This window comes from Staphylococcus sp. NWU MKU2 (assembly GCF_033283605.1).
In the GTDB taxonomy this organism is placed as follows: domain Bacteria; phylum Bacillota; class Bacilli; order Staphylococcales; family Staphylococcaceae; genus Staphylococcus; species Staphylococcus haemolyticus.
This window is the reverse complement of sequence record NZ_JAVSMH010000012.1, coordinates 22,856-43,355: the sequence shown is the minus strand read 5'-3', so window position 1 is coordinate 43,355 and position 20,500 is coordinate 22,856. Positions and strand designations below refer to the sequence as shown.

Sequence of the window (20,500 nt, the reverse complement as noted above, 5' to 3'; positions counted from 1 at the left end):
CTTATTCAAAAAATTAAAATTGAACGGTTTAGTTAAGTAATGCTTATTTTATTTGTAAATGCTTGACTAATCGTAGGGAAGGGAGTTGGACAGAAATAATATTTTCTCAAAATTTATTTCGTTGTCCTACCCCGTCAAAGATGACTAGGTTTGAAAAAAGCTTGATTCAAGCGCATTTTCAAATCAGTCAGCTACTGACAAAATGTTAAAGTAGGCTGAGACATTTTATTTTGTCCCAGCCTCTTTTATTAGTTTTCAGGAATCATTAAAATTAAGAATTATATAATATCTAATACTAAATTCGATTGTTACTATAATGCCTCATGAAATACTTTAATAGTGTACATCCAACATAAATTAAACTATAATAAATTATGAGTTTATATGGACGGGGATTTTATAATAGGAGGTAACATTTTGAGTTTAGTGAAAAAAAAGAATGACGATATTCGCATCATTCCACTTGGTGGTGTCGGCGAAATCGCAAAAAATATGTATATCGTTGAAGTAGACGATGAAATGTTTATGTTAGATGCGGGGTTAATGTTCCCAGAAGATGAAATGTTAGGTGTAGATATTGTAATTCCTGACATTCAATATGTCATTGAAAATAAAGAAAAACTAAAAGGTATCTTTCTAAGCCATGGTCATGAACATGCTATTGGTGCAGTTAGCTACATTTTAGAACAAATTGATGCACCAGTATATGGCTCTAAATTAACGTTAGCACTTGTTAAAGAGAATATGAAGTCGCGTAATGTTAAAAAGAAAGTACGTTATTATACTGTAAATCATGATTCAGTAATGAGATTTAAAAATGTTAATATCACTTTCTTCAACACTACACACAGCATTCCTGATAGTTTAGGAATTTGCATTCATACTTCATACGGTTCAATCGTTTATACAGGTGAATTTAAATTTGATCAAAGTTTACAAGGACACTACACGCCAGATATCAAACGTATGGCTGAAATAGGAGAAGAAGGTGTCTTCGCATTAATCAGTGACTCAACAGAAGCTGAGAAACCAGGATATAATACACCTGAGAATGTTATTGAATCGCACATTTACGATGCTTTTGCGAAAGTAAAAGGACGCTTAATTGTGTCATGCTATGCTTCAAACTTTATTAGAATTCAACAAGTTTTGAATACTGCAAGCAAATTAAATCGTAAAGTTTCATTTTTAGGTCGTTCACTTGAAAGTTCGTTTAATATTGCACGTAAAATGGGATATTTTGACATTCCTAAAGACTTGTTAATCCCTATTAACGAAGTTGGAAATTATCCTAAAAATGAAGTCGTAATTATTGCCACTGGTATGGAAGGCGAACCTATCGAAGCATTGAGCCAAATGGCCCAACAAAAACACAAAATAATGAATATTGAAGAAGGCGATTCAGTATATTTAGCAATCACAGCATCAGCTAATATGGAAGTTATCATTGCTGATACACTAAATGAATTAGTGCGCGCAGGTGCATATATTATTCCTAACAATAAAAAGATTCATGCATCTAGTCATGGTTGCATGGAAGAATTAAAAATGATGATTAATATTATGAAACCTGAATACTTTATCCCTGTTCAAGGTGAATTTAAAATGCAAATTGCGCATGCTAAATTGGCTAACGAATCTGGTGTGGCGCCGGAGAAAATTTTCTTAGTCGAAAAGGGAGACGTTATTCATTACGACGGTAAAGATATGGTATTAAACGAGAAAGTTAATTCTGGCAATATTCTTATCGATGGTATTGGTGTAGGAGATGTCGGTAATATCGTATTGAGAGATCGTCATTTACTTGCAGAAGATGGTATTTTTATTGCAGTTGTTACATTGGATCCGAAAAATAGACGAATTGCTGCTGGTCCTGAAATTCAATCACGTGGTTTTGTATATGTCCGTGAAAGTGAAGAACTAATGAAGGAAGCAGAAGATAAGGTTCGTGAAATTGTTGAAGCAGGTCTTCAAGAGAAACGTATTGAGTGGTCTGACATCAAACAGAATATGCGAGATCAAATCAGTAAATTACTATTTGAAAGTACAAAACGTCGTCCAATGATTATTCCAGTTATTTCAGAAATTTAAGATATATACAATCAAAAAGAGGTCGGGACAACATCACAGTTGTGTAATAATTTAAAAGGTTATGAAAACTCATTACTTAAATTATTCACTTTAGTTTATGACGATAAGTCTAAATGTGGTTGGTATTGTTCCAACCTCTTTCATACTTTTAAAAATACTATTAATACATATCGGAATACTATAAATATTTGTATTAGAAGAAATACTAAGTGAGAAATAAAGAAGGTGTACTATTTTGCCACAAACTAAGAAAAAAACAACAACTCGTAAAAAGGGTGCAACAGCTCGTAAATCGACTAAGAAAAAGCAACAGAAAAAAGATAGCTCAATTCGCTATATCGTTGCAATCATTATAGTCATTTTGTCGGTTTTGGGAATGTTCCAATTAGGAATTGTTGGTCGAATGATTGATAGCTTTTTCAATTATTTGTTTGGAATGAGTCGCTATTTAACATACATATTACTAAGTTTGATTACAGTCTATATTGCAATGCAAAAGAAATTTCCTAAAACAAGACGGACTTTTGGGTTAATATCATTACAATTTGTCTTATTAATTACAACACAAATTATTTACCATTTTCAAAAAGGTGCAGTATCTGAAAGAGAACCTGTTTTATACTATGTGTATAAGGCTTATGAACATAGTCATTTCCCGAATTTTGGTGGGGGATTAATAGGATTTTATTTACTTAAAATATTTATTCCACTCATTTCAATTGCTGGTGTCATCATCCTTACATTAATTTTATTAAGTTCTAGTATTATTTTATTGCTTAAACTTAGACATAGAGATGTTGTTAAAGCATCAATTGATAAAATGAGAAACTCAAGTCAAAGTGCATCATCTAATTTCAAAGTAAAAAGAGAACAAAACAAACTTAAAAAAGAAGAACGTCAACGTGAAAAAGAAGAAGAGCGTGAACGCTTACGACAACATCAATTAGAACAAGAACAACTTGAGTCAGAACAAATCAAAGATGTTAGTGATTTCCCTGAAGTTAATACTGAACCAGAAGATATTCCTATATATGGACATAGTGAATCGCAAGAAAGTAAACAAACAACTACTAATAAACGTAAGAAAAGACGTTTTGGTTTAAATAGTGAAAATATTGATAAAGAGAATAGTAGTAACGAGGAAACAAATCTAGAGGATAAAAATTTACCAGAGTCGAATTCAAATGATAATCATCAAATGAATGGAACAATTTCCGAAGCTGGTGAAGAGTCGAATGTGGCATATCACATTCCTCCATTATCATTACTTAATCAGCCAGCTAAGCAACAATCTACATCTAAGTCTGAAGTTCAACGTAAAGGCCAGATACTCGAATCAACAATGAAAAATTTTGGTGTAAATGCAAAGGTTAAGCAAATTAAAATTGGTCCAGCTGTTACACAATATGAAATCCAACCAGCCCAAGGGGTTAAGGTTAGTAAAATTGTTAATTTGCATAATGATATTGCACTCGCTTTGGCAGCGAAAGATGTGCGAATTGAAGCACCAATTCCAGGTCGATCAGCTGTTGGTATAGAGGTACCAAATGATAAGATTTCTTTAGTTACGCTTAAAGAAGTTCTTGAATCTAAATTCCCAGCGAGTAATAAGCTGGAAGTTGGACTTGGTAGAGATATTTCTGGTGAACCAATGACAATTCAATTAAATGAAATGCCCCACCTATTAGTTGCAGGATCAACTGGTAGTGGTAAGTCAGTATGTATCAATGGCATTATTACTAGTATTCTTTTAAATGCAAAACCTCATGAAGTTAAACTTATGTTAATTGATCCTAAAATGGTGGAATTAAATGTTTATAATGGAGTACCACATTTATTAATACCGGTAGTTACAAATCCACACAAAGCTTCTCAAGCATTAGAGAAAGTAGTTGCTGAAATGGAACGACGATATGATTTATTCCAGCATTCATCTACACGTAATATTGAAGGGTATAATAAATATATACGCCGTCAGAATGAAGAACTTGATGAAAAACAAGCAGAATTACCTTATATAGTAGTCATTGTAGATGAGTTAGCTGATTTAATGATGGTTGCAGGTAAAGAAGTAGAGAACGCAATTCAACGAATCACTCAAATGGCTAGAGCAGCAGGCATTCATTTAATTGTTGCTACTCAAAGACCATCTGTAGATGTAATCACTGGTATAATCAAAAATAATATACCATCACGTATTGCGTTCGCAGTAAGTTCTCAAACTGACTCCAGAACAATTATAGGCTCTGGGGGAGCTGAAAAATTACTTGGTAAAGGTGATATGCTATATGTAGGAAATGGTGAATCAGCTCAAACGCGTGTACAAGGTGCTTTCTTAAGTGATCAAGAAGTACAAGATGTAGTTAACTATGTTGTTGAACAACAAAAAGCAAATTATGTGAAAGAAATGGAACCAGATGCGCCAGTAGATAAATCAGAAATGAAGAGTGAAGATGCTTTATATGAAGATGCATATATATTTGTAATTGAACAACAGAAAGCTAGTACTTCACTATTGCAACGACAATTTAGGATTGGCTATAATCGTGCTTCTAGATTAATGGACGATTTGGAACGTAACCAAGTTATCGGACCACAAAAGGGCAGTAAACCTAGACAAGTATTAGTAAATTTAGATGATGAAGAGGTGTAAATGATGACAGAGTTAAACTCAGCTTTTAAAGTGAAAGAATATATTCTTAAGCAGATTAAAGAACAATCTTTAAAACCTGGTGATAAACTACCTAGCAATTTATCGATTGCTAGAGAATTAAATGTAAAAACTGATGATGTCTATGAAGCGATTGGTGAACTCATAACTGAACAAGTCTTGACTGATAACTTTGAAGAAGGACCAAGCGTAAAAACATTGCACCCCTTCTTCTATCCATTGAATAAATTATTTAGCATCAACGATATGATTAAAGAAGCTGGCTACCACTCAGGCACGGAATATTTAAGTTTAGAGCAACAACCTGCCTCCATACTGGATGCACAAATGTTAGGTATCAATGATAAACAACCTATTACAATCATTGAACGACTGCGTACTGCCAACCACCAACCAGTAATTTATTGTTTAGATAAAATAGCAGAAGATTATCTAACATGTGCAGATTATCAAGTGAGCGATGGTTCTATGTTAAATGCAATAGAGACTAATACGGGACATAAAGTCGCTTCAGCTGAAACAGAGGTTGAAGCCATTAGTTATGAACCGCATATTTCTGATATTCTAAACGCATCTCCACATGAAGGTTTAATGCTATTAAAGGTTGTACATTATGACGAAATGGGTAAACCTATTTTATACTCATTAAATTATGTGAAAAGCAGTCTAGTTAAATTTAAACTGACGCGTACAAAAATATAGAAACAATATTGAGGAGTGTGGATGAATGTTAGAACAACAAACCAATAATGAGCATCAAATACATATTGATGTGTTACCTACAGATAAATTTAAGACAACTATGATTACCTTTAAATTTATGGCACCTTTAGAATATGAAACTATTACAGCACGATCATTGTTAAGCAAGTTGTTAATACGTGCTACAAAAAAATGGTCCACGGATAAAGCATTTAGTAAACATCTATCTGAACTATATGGTGCATACATACATAGTTTTGTCTCAAAATTTAAAGATAAACACGTTATCACTATCTCATTAGAAATAGTTAACGAACGCTATTTAAAAGATTCAACACCCTTATTTGAAAAAGGGTTAAATGTACTATATGAAGTGATAATGAATCCACTTATAGAGAATAATGCCTTTAACACAACGTTTGTAAATCAAGAAAAATCATTATTATCAAAGAAAATTGAAGCTGTAATTGATAATAAAGCACAATATTCTTTCTTGAATTTATTAAAATATATGTTTAAAGATGAACCTTATCGTCATTTAGCGACAGGTCAGATTGAAAAAATTAGTACAATCACACCTGAAAATTTGTATAATACATATCAAAACATGATTAGTAATGACCTATGTTCCGTTTATGTAGTAGGTAACGTAAATAAACAAGAAGTTAAACAATTAATTCAATCTAAATTTACGATTAATCCATTTAAAATAGCGAAAACTAATCAACTTAATTTAAAAGATTCAAGTTCAGAAACACAATATATAGTTGAAGAAGATGAAGTCGATCAAGCTAAATTAAATATGGGTTATCGTTTTCCAACACGATTCGGGGCAAATGATTATTATGCATTGGTTGTATTAAACACGATGTTCGGTGGCGATCCATCATCTATATTATTTAATGAAGTCCGTGAAAAGCAAAGTCTAGCATATTCAATACACTCTCAATTAGATGGTAAAAACGGTTATCTTTTTGTATTAAGCGGTGTTTCAGCAGATAAATATGAACTAGCTAAAGATACAATTTTAGAGGAGTTTGATAAGTTTAAACGCGGTGAATTTGATATAGATAAATTAGAACTTGCTAAAAAAATTATCATTTCTCATAGGCACGAAATAACCGATCGACCTAAAAGTATCATCGAGGTCATGCAAAATCAACTACTTTTAGATTATAAACAAACAGACGAAAACTACATAGATCACATTCAAAGAGTAACAAAGGATGATGTGATATCAATGGCTAATAAAGCAGAACTAGATATGATATATGTACTTACAAAGGGGGATCATTCTTAATGAGGGAAACATACTATGAACTGATTGATGAACGTGTTTTTGAACATGAATTAACTAATGGTTTACGTTTATTTGTTATCCCCAAAAAAGGATTCCAAAAGACGTTTGTAACGTATACTACTCAATTTGGCTCTCTTGATAATACTTTCAAACCTCATAATCAAAATGATTTTGTGACCGTACCAGATGGTGTCGCTCACTTTTTAGAACATAAGTTATTTGAGAAAGATGATACTGAAGATTTATTCACTGCATTTGCCAATGATAATGCACAAGTAAACGCATTTACTAGTTTTGATCGCACTAGCTATCTGTTCAGTGCAACAGATAATGTTGAAAGGAATATTTTAAGATTATTAGAAATGGTTGAAACGCCTTTCTTTTCTAAGGAAACGGTAGATAAAGAAAAAGGTATTATTGCTGAAGAAATAAAGATGTATCAGGAGCAACCTGGTTATAAAATTATGTTTAATACTTTACGTGCTATGTATCAAAATCACCCTATTAAAGTTGATATAGCAGGAAGCGTTGAAAGCATTTATAACATTACTAAAGATGATTTATATTTATGTTATGAAACATTTTATCATCCATCAAATATGGTGTTATTTGTCGTTGGAGATGTCAATCCTGAAAACATACGTGACATAGTTGAAACTCATGAAAATAAAAGGGATAAAACGAATCAGTCTAGCATTGAACGAGCAACTGTTGATGAACCAACAAATGTAATAACACCATTTGTTTCAGAAGAAATGAAATTACAATCTCCTAGATTAATGTTAGGTTTTAAAAATGAACCAACTGAAGCGTCACCACATGAATACGTACAACATGATTTAGAAATGACACTATTTTTCGAATTAATATTTGGTGAAGAAACTGAATTTTATCAGACCTTATTAAATGAAGATTTAATAGACGAATCTTTTGGATATCAATTTGTACTCGAACCTACATATTGTTTTTCAATTATCACCAGTGCAACGCAATATCCAGATAAGTTAAAAGAAGTGTTGTTAAGTGAACTAAACAAGTATTGTGGCAATCTTGATGATCAAGAAGCATTTGAATTGTTGAAAAAACAATTTATTGGAGAATTTATTTCAAGTTTAAATTCTCCTGAATATATTGCAAATCAATATTCTAAATTATATTTTGAGGGCGTCAGTGTATTCGATATGTTAGATATTATAGATAATATAACATTAGATAGTATTAACGAAACTGCATCTAAATTTTTAAATATCAATAATATGGTTGATAGTCGATTGGAGCCTAAAGCTTAATGAGAGCGTTAGTACTTGGTGGGTCAGGCACTATAGGAACAGCAATTGTAGAGCGTTTATTAGAAGAAGGTAATGAAGTAATTATTCAATATTTTCAATCAGATTTAAAAGCATTACAAGATAAGTACAAAGGCGAAGCAGTCGAATTTATACAAGTTGATTTGACGCAAAATATTGATTTGGAAACTACGTTTGCTCACATCAAACATTTAGATTGTTTGATATACAGTAGTGGTACAGCTTTGTATGGCTTATTGCAAGATATGTCAGATAAAGATATTGATCTTAGTTATAACATTCATGTTAAGCAGTTAATTAGATGTTGTCGTTATTTTATAGACTTAATACGTCAAAGTGAGTTTGGTCGAATTATTGTTATTTCATCCATTTGGGGTGAAACAGGTGCGAGTATGGAAACAATTTACTCGGCAATGAAAAGTGCACAAATCGGTTTCGTCAAAGCGCTAAGTCAAGAATTAGCGATGACTAATGTCACTGTTAATGCTATCACGCCTGGTTTTGTAAGTGGAAATATGTCACAAGTTTTTAATTCAGATGAATTGAAAGCTATATTAGCAGAATTGCCTCAGCAAAGAATGATTAATTCTTGTGAAATTGCGCATACGTGTGCTTATCTATGGAATCCTTTGGCGAAAAGTATTACTGGAACTGTTCAAAAAGTAAACGGTGCTTGGTATATTTAAGTTATGACAATTAGGGATGTGATAGCATTTAACGTCACTACTCTATTAGCTATAGTAAATTTCCCTTACACAGTAAAAAAAGATTTTTGAACCAAGTTCTAAATGCTATAATATGATTACTAATTTTAATATTCCGATGGTAGGTTACCATTTAAAACAAGGGGCGGATATTGATGACAGTAGCCGAAAAGAAAGAATGGTATCTTGAATATGAAATCACAGTTAACCGAGCAGGTTTACTGGGTGATATTTCGAGTTTACTTGGTATGTTAGGTATAAGTATCGTTACGATTAACGGGGTTGATCAAGGTCGACGGGGTTTATTAATTAAAACGGACAGTCTTGAGAAAGTTAATCGCTTTGAACATATAATCAATGAGCTTAGTGAGATAGAAATTACTAAATTAAGAGTACCTGAATTACGTGATAGATTGGCTGTTAGACATGGACGTTATATTGAACAAGACGCCGATGATAAAAAAACTTTTCGTTTTGAACGTGAAGATTTAGGTTTATTGGTAGATTTTTTGGCTGAACTTTTTAAAGAGGAAGGTCATAAATTAATTGGTATCAGAGGTATGCCGCGTGTCGGAAAAACGGAATCAATCGTAGCAGGAAGTGTATGTGCGCATAAGCGATGGCTATTTATTAGTTCTACATTGATTAAGCAAACTGTACGAAGCTCTCTTATTAAAGGAGAATATGATTCTAACCATGTTTATATTATTGATGGCGCTGTCACTGCTAGAGAATCAAACCCTAAGCATCAAGAATTAGTGCGTGAAGTAATGACCTTACCATCAATCAAAGTGGTTGAACATCCAGATTTATTTGTGGAATCGGGTAATTATAGCATGGATGATTTTGATTATATTATTGAATTAAGAGAAAATGAAAATCAAGAAATTGAATATGATCAAATGAAACAACAAACAGTTAAAAGTAAAAACACGCTAGACTTTGGAGAAGACATGTTTGGCGGAGGATTTGGATTTTTTGAATAGTGGTTGTGGAGGCTTTTAGAAGTGAAGACAATTGGTGAAACATTAAAAGGTAGACGTGAAAGGCTAGGAATGACGTTAGCAGAATTAGAAGAGCGCACTCAAATTAAACGTGATACGTTGAAATTAATCGAACAAAATCAGTTTGATAAATTAGCTAAAGTTGATTACGCAGAGGGGTTTATTCGACGTTATGCGAGTGTGGTAAATATTGATTCACAACAACTGATTCAAGCGCATCAAGAGGAAATACCAGATAGTCAACATCAATTGAATGAACTTCTATATAGATATCATAATGATGACGCGCCTACATATCGTACTAAGAATAAAGAACCTTTACAATTAATGATAATTATTGGTTGCATTATTGTAATAACTTTTATCTTATGGGTCTTAGCTGTGTTACTATTATAAAATGAGAGATAAATTTAGAAATGAGGCTTTAACATGAATATTCCAAATCAAATTACGGTTTTCAGAGTAATATTAATTCCGGTTTTCATATTATTTGCTCTAGTAAACTTTGGATTTGGCAATGTATCTATTTTAGGTGGATTTGAAATCCGTATTGAACAACTTATTGCTGCTATCATTTTCATTGTAGCTTCTTTAAGTGATTTCCTAGATGGGTACTTAGCTAGAAAATGGCAACTTGTAACTAATATGGGTAAATTCTTAGATCCACTAGCTGACAAATTATTAGTTTCCAGTGCATTAATTGTTATGGTTCAATTAGGACTTACAAATTCAGTAGTAGCAATCATTATAATTGCACGTGAATTTGCTGTTACAGGATTACGTCTATTACAGATTGAACAAGGGTTTGTTAGTGCTGCTGGTCAATTAGGTAAAATTAAAACTGCTGTAACTATGGTTGCAATTATTTGGATTTTATTAGGTGATTTATTAGCAACATGGATAGGCATCCAAATTGGACAAGTATTACTTTATATAGGTGTTTTATTCACGATTTTATCTGGTATTGAATACTTTTATAAAGGTAGAGATGTTTTCAAACATTAAATTAGTGAAATATAACCAAGAATGATAGCGATAGATAGATAATTCTATTCCTATTTATTCTTGGTTTTTTAGTTCAATTTTTAGAATAAATGTCATACTTTGCATTATAATGATAGATGTTGTGCAAGAATTATCGTTAGGGGGATAAATGGACATGAATATTTCAATAATAGCTGTTGGATCTGAGTTATTATTAGGACAAATTGCTAACACGAATGGACAATATTTATCAAGATTATTTAATAGTATTGGTAAAAGTGTTGTCGAACATACTGTGATTGGCGATAATCCTCAAAGATTAGAGTATGTTATCAAAGAGGGGTTAAAACGTTTTGATACACTTGTATTTACTGGGGGATTAGGACCTACAAAAGATGACTTAACAAAGCATACTGTTGCGAAGGTGCTTGGTAAAAAACTTGTGACAGATACGAATGCATTAGAATATATCGAGAATTATTTTAAAGAACAAGGACAAGAAATGACGCCAAATAATAAGCAACAAGCTTTGGTTATTGAAGGTGCAAAAGTATTACAAAACAATTATGGGATGGCACCTGGTATGTTGGTGGAATATGAAGATAAGAAAGTCATTTTATTACCTGCCCCACCAAGTGAAATGCAACCAATGGCAAAGAATGAGTTATTACCTTATTTAATGGATGAAGATAGAGTTATACACTCAGAACAATTAAGATTCGCTGGAATTGGAGAATCTAAAGTTGAAACAGAGTTAATGGATTTAATTGATAGTCAAGATAATCCAACTATTGCTCCATTAGCTGGTACGCATGAAGTTTATATTAGATTAACTGCTAATGCCAATACAGAAAAAGAATGCAAAAAGTTAATTGAACCTACTAAAGAGAAGATTCTTGCAAGAATAGGTGACTATTATTACGGTTCGGATGATATCGTTATTGAACAGGCATTGATGAATATTATAAATAAAAGTTTCAGTATATATGATGGCGTGACAAATGGTGCACTATATACACGTTTGAAAAACCAAGATTTAAATCATTTATTGAAAGGACAACTACCTGATTCATCAGTCTTTGTTTCTGATTTTGATGATATTCTAGATAAATTAAAATATGTATCTCAATATGTAAAAGATTTATATAAAACTGATTGGGGTATAGCGTTATTACACGATCAAGAACAAGTTTATCTTGGATACTATGATGACAGTGTGTTTAAATATGAGACATTTAAAATGCCTCTAAAACGTAATATTTTAAAAAGCAGAAGTCAAAATTATGCCATGATAAAGTTAATAAATTGGTTTATATAGTTATTATTTTTGAAAATTAGAGTATATTTTTAGTACGTTTGTTCGATTTTATCTTGGCTTGTATTGTTAAAAGCGAACAAATATTCGCAAAATGCTTGTAATTAGTTTCAATTGAATGTATAGTATTAATTAAGATATTAATACGATGATTAACTCGTTAATAGGAGGTTTCGCTTTGGATAATGATCGTCAAAAAGCTTTAGATACAGTTATAAAAAATATGGAAAAATCATTCGGTAAAGGTGCCGTTATGAAACTAGGCGATAATAAAGGACGCCGTGTTTCAAGTGTTTCAAGTGGTTCAGTTACATTAGATAACGCACTAGGTGTAGGTGGATATCCTAAAGGTAGAATTATAGAGATTTATGGACCAGAAAGTTCTGGTAAAACAACAGTAGCTTTACATGCTATTGCAGAGGTACAAAAGAACGGTGGCGTTGCTGCATTTATCGATGCTGAACACGCTCTTGATCCGGTATATGCAGAAGCATTAGGTGTAGATATTGATAATTTATATCTATCGCAACCAGACCATGGTGAACAAGGTTTAGAGATTGCTGAAGCTTTCGTTCGAAGTGGTGCCGTTGATATTGTAGTAGTTGACTCTGTTGCCGCATTAACACCTAAAGCAGAAATTGAAGGTGAAATGGGCGATACGCATGTAGGACTTCAAGCTCGCTTAATGTCACAGGCGTTACGTAAATTATCTGGTGCAATTTCAAAATCAAATACAACAGCCATTTTCATTAACCAAATTCGTGAAAAAGTTGGTGTAATGTTTGGTAACCCAGAAACTACACCTGGTGGACGTGCATTAAAATTCTATAGTTCTGTTCGTTTAGAAGTTCGTCGTGCTGAGCAGTTAAAACAAGGGCAAGAAATTGTTGGTAACAGAACTAAAATTAAAGTTGTCAAAAACAAAGTTGCACCACCTTTTAGAGTCGCTGAAGTAGATATTATGTATGGTCAAGGTATCTCTAAAGAAGGTGAATTGATTGATCTTGGTGTTGAAAATGACATCGTAGATAAATCAGGTGCATGGTACTCATATAATGGTGATCGAATGGGTCAAGGTAAAGAAAATGTAAAAACATACCTTAAAGAAAATCCTCAAGTTAAAGAAGAAATCGATCGTAAGTTACGAGAAAAACTCGGTATTTTCGATGGAGATGTTGATGAAAAAGAAGAAGATGCACCTCAAACATTATTCGATGAAGAATAGTATTTACAATTTTAAGTATTGAAGTGTATATTTCGCAAACTATATAGCGATAAAGTTATAGTAAAATACATTAGTTCATTAAAATTCACTTTTAGTATATGAAATAAGCCTGCTACATTTGATAAGCTACCCCAGTATTAAGCATTGAATAAATGAAATACTAGGAGTCAGTTTTTATCACCTATCATTGTAGTAGGCTTTTTGTTTTTATATAAGAGCCTGGGACATAAATAATATGATGATGCTATTTTGCAAATTCGCAGTAGCTGACTGAACTGAAAATGCGCTTAAATCAAGCTTTTTTCAGTTCTAGTCATCCTTGCGGGCGGGGCCCCAACAAAGAGAATTTCACTAAGAAATTCTACAAGCAAAGCAAGTTGGGAGTGGGACGACGAATTTAAAAAGAATTCTGTCCCACTCCCAATGTATGTAAATTCGAAATACAGTGCAATTTCATATCTTGACACTAACAAGTTAATAAACGTACAATTAATATGTATAATTATTATACATTTATAAAAATCATGAAGAGATTTTGATATACAAAGCAAATACCTAGAAAAAGGAGGTGTTTATGTGAATTTATTAAACCTCCTACTCATTTTGCTGGGGATTATTCTAGGGGTTGTTGTGGGGTATTTTGTAGCCCGAAATTTATTGCATCAAAAGCAATTACAAGCTAGACAAACTGCTGATGATATTATCAAGCAAGGTCAAAAAGAAGCAGATAATATCAAAAAGGAAAAATTATTAGAGGCAAAAGAAGAAAACCAAATCATAAGAGAACAAACTGAATCAGAACTACGTGAAAGACGTGGTGAGCTTCAAAGACAAGAAGCCCGACTTCTTCAAAAAGAGGAAAATTTAGATCGAAAATCTGATCTTCTCGATAAAAAAGATGAGATTTTAGAACAAAAAGAATCTAAACTTGAAGAAAGACAACAACAAGTAGATGCAAAAGAGAGTAGTGTTCAGACATTAATAATGAAGCATGAACAAGAATTAGAACGCATCTCCGGTCTCACTCAAGAAGAAGCTGTAAATGAACAACTTCAAAGGGTTGAAGAAGAACTGTCACAAGATATTGCAGTACTTGTTAAAGAAAAAGAGAAAGAAGCTAAAGAAAAAGTTGATAAAAAAGCAAAAGAATTATTAGCTACTACCGTTCAAAGATTAGCTGCTGACCATACAACTGAATCAACAGTTTCAGTAGTTAATTTACCAAATGATGAGATGAAAGGTCGTATCATTGGTAGAGAAGGTAGAAATATTAGAACTTTAGAAACATTAACAGGTATTGATTTAATCATTGATGATACACCAGAAGCGGTTATTTTATCTGGTTTTGATCCAATTAGACGTGAAATCGCGCGTACAGCATTAGTTAATTTAGTCTCAGATGGACGCATCCATCCAGGCAGAATTGAAGAAATGGTAGATAAAGCTAGAAAAGAAGTAGATGACATTATTAGAGATGCTGGTGAACAAGCAACATTCGAAATCAATGTTCATAATATGCACCCAGACTTAGTTAAAGTCTTAGGTCGTCTAAATTATAGAACTAGTTATGGTCAAAACGTCTTGAAACATTCTATTGAAGTGGCGCATTTATCTGGAATGCTTGCTGCTGAACTAGGAGAAGATGTTAGCTTGGCCAAACGTGCTGGATTACTTCACGATGTTGGTAAAGCGATAGATCATGAGGTTGAAGGTAGCCACGTAGAAATAGGTGTTGAATTAGCTAAAAAATATGCAGAAAATGAAACTGTAATTAATGCTATTCACTCTCATCATGGTGATGTTGAACCTACTTCTATTATTTCAATTCTAGTAGCAGCTGCTGACGCATTATCTGCGGCTAGACCAGGTGCTCGTAAAGAAACGCTTGAAAACTATATACGTAGATTAGAACGCTTAGAAACACTATCTGAAGGTTATGATGGTGTAGAAAAAGCATTCGCTATTCAAGCAGGTCGAGAAATTAGAGTTATTGTTTCCCCTGATGAAATAGATGACTTGAAGTCATACAGACTGGCTAGAGACATTAAAACGCAAATAGAAGATGAATTACAATATCCTGGTCACATCAAAGTGACAGTTGTAAGAGAGACAAGAGCAGTAGAGTATGCGAAATAGTTTTTAACAGATCCAAATTTTGGGTCTGTTTTTCTTTTCAGTTAAAATTCAATTATTAATTGAAAATAATAAAGTAGGTGAAATGTTGTCATTAAAAAAGAGTGAGATTGAATTCATTACGAATTCATAGTCTCACTCCAAATGGATGATTAGAACCAAAGTACAAACTAATTGAGGACATACTCAAAGTTCAATCATTTAATATAAATTTTCATTTTAAACTTAAACTATTTGATGTTTATGCTTATCCTTAATTGATAGTCTTAAAAATTATTTAAGTTGTAAATCTGTTTTTCTTAATTCAGAAATAATTTCTGCTGTATCATAGCAATTAGTAGCAATATTTGAATATCTTTCAGCTAAACGATAAGCGTTGATGTATAATTCAAGACTTTCTTTAGCAATATCTTCTGCATCTTCAGATTTAGATGGATTAGATTTTACCACTAATTCTGCAAACTTTTCTGGATCAATATTAATTGACATGTAAATTTTACAACTCCTATTACTTTTGATAAACCTATCTTAACATATGTTGTATACATGCTAAAGCAAATAGATATCAAATTTAAAAAGAGTATGAATATCCTCTTTTATTATAGACCTATATGAATTAAACTATTTTTATGAGAGGATGAACATTCAATGAGGATATTATTTATTGGAGATATCGTAGGTAAAGTTGGAAGAAATGCAATTGCTGAATATTTACCTAAAATAAAACAATCATATAGACCTACTGTAAGTATCGTTAATGCTGAAAATGCAGCGCACGGTAAGGGTCTAACTGAAAAGTTATATAAACAATTATTAAGAGATGGCGTAGATTTCATGACGATGGGTAATCATACATACGGTCAACGTGAAATTTATGACTTTATTGATGATGCAAACAGAATGATAAGACCCGCTAATTTTCCAAGTGAAGCGCCTGGAGTAGGCATGAGATTTATTCAAATTAATGATATTAAATTAGCAATTATTAATTTGCAAGGCCGTTCATTTATGCAAGATATCGACGACCCTTTTAAAAAAGCTGATCAACTTATTGAAGAAGCTAAAAAAGAGACTAATTTTATATTTGTTGATTTTCATGCAGAAACGACATCAGAAAAAAATGCAATGGGATGGTATTTAGATGGTAGAGTAAGTGCGGTAGTTGGTACGCATACGCACATTCAGACTTCAGATGAACGTGTACTACCGAATGGCACAGGGTATATTACTGATGTTGGTATGACAGGATATTACGATGGTATATTAGGTATTAATCGTGATGAAGTAATAGAGAGATTTATTACAAGCTTACCACAACGTCATGTTGTGCCAGATGATGGAAGAAGTGTTCTATCTGGTGTTATTATAGATTTAGATAAAGATGGAAAAACAAAACAAATTGAAAGAATTTTAATTAATGACGATCATCCATTTAATAAATAATTCAAAAGAAACTTATAGATGAACGAATATAGTCCATTAGTATGAATTTAAATAATTGCCACTGTTGTCATAGTAAGACGGTGGTTATTTTTGTTATGATTTATTATGAATTAATTCCACAGGAGGCATATGATATGAAATCACAAATATCATGGAAAGTGGGCGGACAACAAGGTGAAGGTATCGAATCGACTGGAGAAATCTTTGCCACAGCAATGAACCGTAAAGGTTATTATTTATATGGATATAGACATTTCTCAAGTCGTATAAAAGGTGGACATACTAATAACAAAATTAGAGTGTCTACTGCGCCTGTACATGCAATCAGTGATGATTTAGACATTCTAGTGGCTTTTGATCAAGAAACGATTGAATTGAATCATCATGAAATGCGTGAAGATAGCATTATTATTGCTGATGCAAAAGCTAAACCGACAAAACCTGAACAATGTCGTGCTCAACTTATTGAATTACCTTTTACTAGCACAGCTAAAGAATTAGGTACTGCATTAATGAAAAATATGGTTGCTGTAGGAGCAACAAGTGCAATCATGGATTTAGATACTGCAACATTTGAAACCCTTATAACTAATATGTTTACTAAAAAAGGTGAAAAGGTTGTAGAAATGAACATTGAAGCTCTAAATCAAGGTTATACATTGATGAAAGAACAATTAAATGATTTACAAGGAGACTTCAAACTACAAACGACTGAAGAGACTCCACACTTATATATGATTGGTAATGATGCTATTGGATTAGGTGCGATTTCAGCTGGTTCTCGTTTCATGGCTGCTTATCCAATTACACCGGCATCTGAAATTATGGAATATATGATTGCAAACGTCCCAAAAGTAGGCGGCACGGTAGTACAAACTGAAGATGAAATTGCTGCAGCCAATATGGCAATTGGTGCTAATTATGCAGGTGTCAGAGCATTCACTGCTAGTGCTGGCCCAGGTTTATCACTTATGATAGAAGCCATAGGCCTTTCAGGTATGACTGAAACACCTTTAGTCATTATTAATACTCAACGTGGTGGACCATCTACAGGTTTACCAACCAAGCAAGAACAATCAGATTTAATGCAAATGATTTATGGTACGCATGGAGATATACCTAAAATAGTAGTTGCTCCTACAGATGCTGAAGATGCATTTTATTTAACTATTGAGGCTTTTAATTTAGCAGAAGAATATCAGTGCCCAGTAATTATATTGAGTGACCTACAATTATCATTAGGTAAACAAACAGTTGAACGCTTAGATTATAATAAAATTCAAATACGCCGTGGCGAGTTATTACAATCTGATATTGAACGAGAAGAAGATGACAAACAATACTTTAGAAGATATGCATTAACAGGAAATGGTGTATCACCTAGACCTATTCCAGGTGTTAAAGGTGGCATACACCATGTAACTGGCGTTGAACATAATGAAGAAGGTAAACCGAGTGAAGCGGCTGAAAATAGACGTCAACAAATGGAAAAACGAATGCTTAAAACAACAAATTTACTAATTGAAAAACCTGTTGAGTTAGATGAACAACACGAAGAAGCAGATATTCTATTTATAGGGTTCATATCTAGTAAAGGTGCTATTCAAGAAGGTGCTGAAAGATTAAACGCTCAAGGTATAAAAGTAAATACAATGCAGATTCGACAACTACATCCTATGCCGAAAGATGTCATTCAAGCAGCTATCGATAAAGTATCTAGAGTTATTGTTGTTGAACATAATTATCAAGGTCAACTTTCAAATATCCTTAAAATGAATACAACTATTCAAGATAAATTAATAAATCAAACTAAGTATGATGGAACACCTTTCTTACCTCATGAAATTGAATCTAAAGGACAAAAAGTAGTAAGCGAAAGTAAGGAGTTGGTATAATTGGCTACATTTAAAGATTTTCGAAATAATGTGAAGCCAAATTGGTGCCCCGGTTGTGGTGATTTCTCAGTTCAAGCAGCTATTCAAAAGGCGGCAGCTAATGTAGGGTTAGAGCCAGAGGAAGTAGCAGTTATTACTGGTATAGGTTGTTCAGGACGACTATCTGGTTATATTAATTCATACGGTGTACATGGCATACATGGGCGTGCTTTACCATTAGCGCAAGGTGTTAAAATGGCGAACAAGGATTTAACAGTTATTGCTTCTGGTGGTGATGGTGATGGATACGCTATTGGTATGGGTCATACCATACACGCATTAAGACGTAATATGAACATGACGTATATTGTTATGGACAATCAAATTTATGGCTTAACTAAAGGTCAAACGTCGCCTTCATCTGCGGTTGGTTTTGTTACTAAATCTACCCCTAAAGGTAATATCGAGAAGAATGTTGCACCACTCGAATTAGCTTTATCATCAGGCGCTACTTTTGTAGCACAAGGCTTTTCTAGTGATATTAAAGCATTAACTAAACTAATTGAAGATGCGATTAACCATGATGGTTTTTCTTTTGTAAATGTCTTTTCACCATGTGTAACATACAACAAAGTAAACACATATGATTGGTTTAAAGAACATTTAACTAGTTTAGAAGATATCGAAGGCTATGATACTTCAGATAAACAATTAGCAATGAAGACTGTTCTAGATCATGAATCACTAGTTAAAGGTATTGTATATCAAGATACTGAAACACCATCATATGAGTCTCAAATTGAAGAATTAAATGAAAGTGCATTATCTAAACGCGATATTCATATAACAGAAGAAGATTTTAATAACTTAACTGCTCAATTTGTATAGAAATTGTAGGAGCTCACTTTAAAACGCTTTAAGTTTTGAAGTGAGTTTTTTTTATAACTTAAGAGTTTTTTTATTGAAAATAATAACACCATTGCTTAATGATGTATAGAAAATATTAAAATATTTTAGTTTAAGTAATCATTGTTAAAAATCATTTAAATACTTTTTAGAACCTATAAAATGGGAAAGAATAATAATAACACTATACTTAAGAGAGGTTTTTACAATGGATAAATATCATTCAATGAAAGAATTACAAAATGAGACAATTGAGAATGAGGATTGGGAGATAATTACTGAAGATAGAGATAGTAACGTAACGATTTTAGCAATACATGGTGGTGGAATTGAACCAGCTACTTCTGAAATTGCTAGGGTCATCGCTAATGAAGGGCAATTTAATTATTTCGCCTTTAACGGTATTCGTACAAAAGGAAACAATGAATTGCATGTGACATCTATAAACTATGATAATGATATCGCAATGAACTTAGTGAAATCTAGTGAACGTGCTGTAACAATTCATGGATGTCTTGGTGAAGAAAACGTTGCTTATATCGGTGGTAAAGATAATCAATTAAAAGAGCGTATTGCTAATGAATTAAATCAAATAGGTGTAGAAGTTAAAGAAGCACCGAGTCACATGTCTGGTGTTCAAGATGATAATATAGTTAATTGCACGAAAAATGAAGTTGGGGTACAAATAGAATTAACATCTAGTTTAAGAAAGTCTTTATTTAAAAATAATAAGTTTAATCGTAAAAGTAGAATGGATGAATCAAATTGGGATGATAAAATGTATGATTTTGGCCAAGCAATTAACTCGGCAATTAATTAAGGCAAGTTAAATAAGGGCGTG

17 protein-coding genes are annotated in these 20,500 nt (G+C 32.7%); 16 read left to right on the top strand and 1 reads right to left on the bottom strand.

Features of this window, described 5'->3' with window-relative positions:
* The first annotated feature begins 417 nt into the window (after nt 1-417).
* The 12 genes from rnjB (at nt 418) to rny (ending at nt 15,439) form a co-directional block, all read left to right on the top strand.
* Nucleotides 418-2,091, top strand: a complete 1,674-nt coding sequence (rnjB, locus tag SBL15_RS12310; protein ID WP_016930684.1) for a ribonuclease J2 — start codon at nt 418-420, stop codon at nt 2,089-2,091.
* A 235-nt stretch (nt 2,092-2,326) separates the two neighbouring features.
* Nucleotides 2,327-4,744 (top strand): DNA translocase FtsK, encoded by a 2,418-nt coding sequence (locus tag SBL15_RS12305; protein WP_107614291.1) that lies wholly within the window; start codon nt 2,327-2,329, stop codon nt 4,742-4,744.
* A gap of 3 nt (nt 4,745-4,747) precedes the next feature.
* Complete coding sequence (locus SBL15_RS12300; RefSeq protein WP_037537329.1) at nt 4,748-5,464, top strand: GntR family transcriptional regulator; 717 nt, start codon at nt 4,748-4,750, stop codon at nt 5,462-5,464.
* 25 nt (nt 5,465-5,489) lie between these two features.
* Complete coding sequence (gene yfmF / locus SBL15_RS12295; RefSeq protein ID WP_107612115.1) at nt 5,490-6,764, top strand: EF-P 5-aminopentanol modification-associated protein YfmF; 1,275 nt, start codon at nt 5,490-5,492, stop codon at nt 6,762-6,764.
* A complete protein-coding gene (gene yfmH, locus SBL15_RS12290) occupies nt 6,764-8,053 on the top strand; it encodes an EF-P 5-aminopentanol modification-associated protein YfmH (RefSeq protein WP_107609740.1) in 1,290 nt (429 codons plus the stop codon). The genes yfmF and yfmH overlap by 1 nt, the downstream gene beginning before the upstream one ends.
* The gene (gene ymfI, locus SBL15_RS12285) at nt 8,053-8,757 is read left to right on the top strand and encodes an elongation factor P 5-aminopentanone reductase (RefSeq protein ID WP_107612117.1); all 705 of its coding nucleotides are present in this window, start codon (nt 8,053-8,055) and stop codon (nt 8,755-8,757) included. Before yfmH ends, ymfI begins: the two co-directional genes overlap by 1 nt.
* 173 nt (nt 8,758-8,930) lie before the next feature.
* Nucleotides 8,931-9,761 carry a YmfK family protein gene (locus tag SBL15_RS12280; RefSeq protein ID WP_037551607.1) on the top strand — a complete coding sequence of 277 codons (831 nt, stop codon included), beginning with the start codon at nt 8,931-8,933 and terminating at the stop codon, nt 9,759-9,761.
* Nucleotides 9,762-9,782: 21 nt separating this feature from the next.
* Nucleotides 9,783-10,175 (top strand): helix-turn-helix domain-containing protein, encoded by a 393-nt coding sequence (locus SBL15_RS12275; protein ID WP_053017099.1) that lies wholly within the window; start codon nt 9,783-9,785, stop codon nt 10,173-10,175.
* A gap of 33 nt (nt 10,176-10,208) precedes the next feature.
* Nucleotides 10,209-10,784 (top strand): CDP-diacylglycerol--glycerol-3-phosphate 3-phosphatidyltransferase, encoded by a 576-nt coding sequence (pgsA, locus tag SBL15_RS12270; protein WP_037551603.1) that lies wholly within the window; start codon nt 10,209-10,211, stop codon nt 10,782-10,784.
* A gap of 154 nt (nt 10,785-10,938) precedes the next feature.
* Nucleotides 10,939-12,081 (top strand): CinA family nicotinamide mononucleotide deamidase-related protein, encoded by a 1,143-nt coding sequence (locus SBL15_RS12265; RefSeq protein WP_317956151.1) that lies wholly within the window; start codon nt 10,939-10,941, stop codon nt 12,079-12,081.
* Nucleotides 12,082-12,256: 175 nt separating this feature from the next.
* The gene (gene recA / locus SBL15_RS12260) at nt 12,257-13,303 is read left to right on the top strand and encodes a recombinase RecA (RefSeq protein WP_037551602.1); all 1,047 of its coding nucleotides are present in this window, start codon (nt 12,257-12,259) and stop codon (nt 13,301-13,303) included.
* 576 nt (nt 13,304-13,879) lie between these two features.
* Nucleotides 13,880-15,439: a ribonuclease Y gene (gene rny, locus SBL15_RS12255; protein ID WP_011275913.1), complete on the top strand. Its 1,560-nt coding sequence runs from the start codon at nt 13,880-13,882 to the stop codon at nt 15,437-15,439.
* Between the two features lie 270 nt (nt 15,440-15,709).
* Here rny and SBL15_RS12250 read toward each other — a convergent pair whose 3' ends face one another.
* On the bottom strand, nt 15,710-15,925 hold the full coding sequence (locus tag SBL15_RS12250) for a hypothetical protein (RefSeq protein WP_037537291.1): 216 nt from the start codon (nt 15,923-15,925) through the stop codon (nt 15,710-15,712).
* Nucleotides 15,926-16,084: 159 nt separating this feature from the next.
* On the opposite strand from SBL15_RS12250, the gene SBL15_RS12245 reads away from it, so the two are divergent.
* The 4 genes from SBL15_RS12245 to SBL15_RS12230 all read left to right on the top strand — a co-directional run bounded on the left by SBL15_RS12245 (nt 16,085) and on the right by SBL15_RS12230 (nt 20,479).
* On the top strand, nt 16,085-16,879 hold the full coding sequence (locus tag SBL15_RS12245) for a TIGR00282 family metallophosphoesterase (RefSeq protein ID WP_037537290.1): 795 nt from the start codon (nt 16,085-16,087) through the stop codon (nt 16,877-16,879).
* Nucleotides 16,880-17,013: 134 nt separating this feature from the next.
* The gene (locus SBL15_RS12240) at nt 17,014-18,774 is read left to right on the top strand and encodes a 2-oxoacid:acceptor oxidoreductase subunit alpha (protein WP_317956149.1); all 1,761 of its coding nucleotides are present in this window, start codon (nt 17,014-17,016) and stop codon (nt 18,772-18,774) included.
* Nucleotides 18,775-19,641, top strand: coding sequence for a 2-oxoacid:ferredoxin oxidoreductase subunit beta (locus SBL15_RS12235; RefSeq protein WP_107612119.1), 867 nt, complete (start codon nt 18,775-18,777; stop codon nt 19,639-19,641).
* A 226-nt stretch (nt 19,642-19,867) separates the two neighbouring features.
* The gene (locus SBL15_RS12230; RefSeq protein ID WP_053017102.1) at nt 19,868-20,479 is read left to right on the top strand and encodes a poly-gamma-glutamate hydrolase family protein; all 612 of its coding nucleotides are present in this window, start codon (nt 19,868-19,870) and stop codon (nt 20,477-20,479) included.
* Nucleotides 20,480-20,500 lie beyond the last annotated feature (21 nt).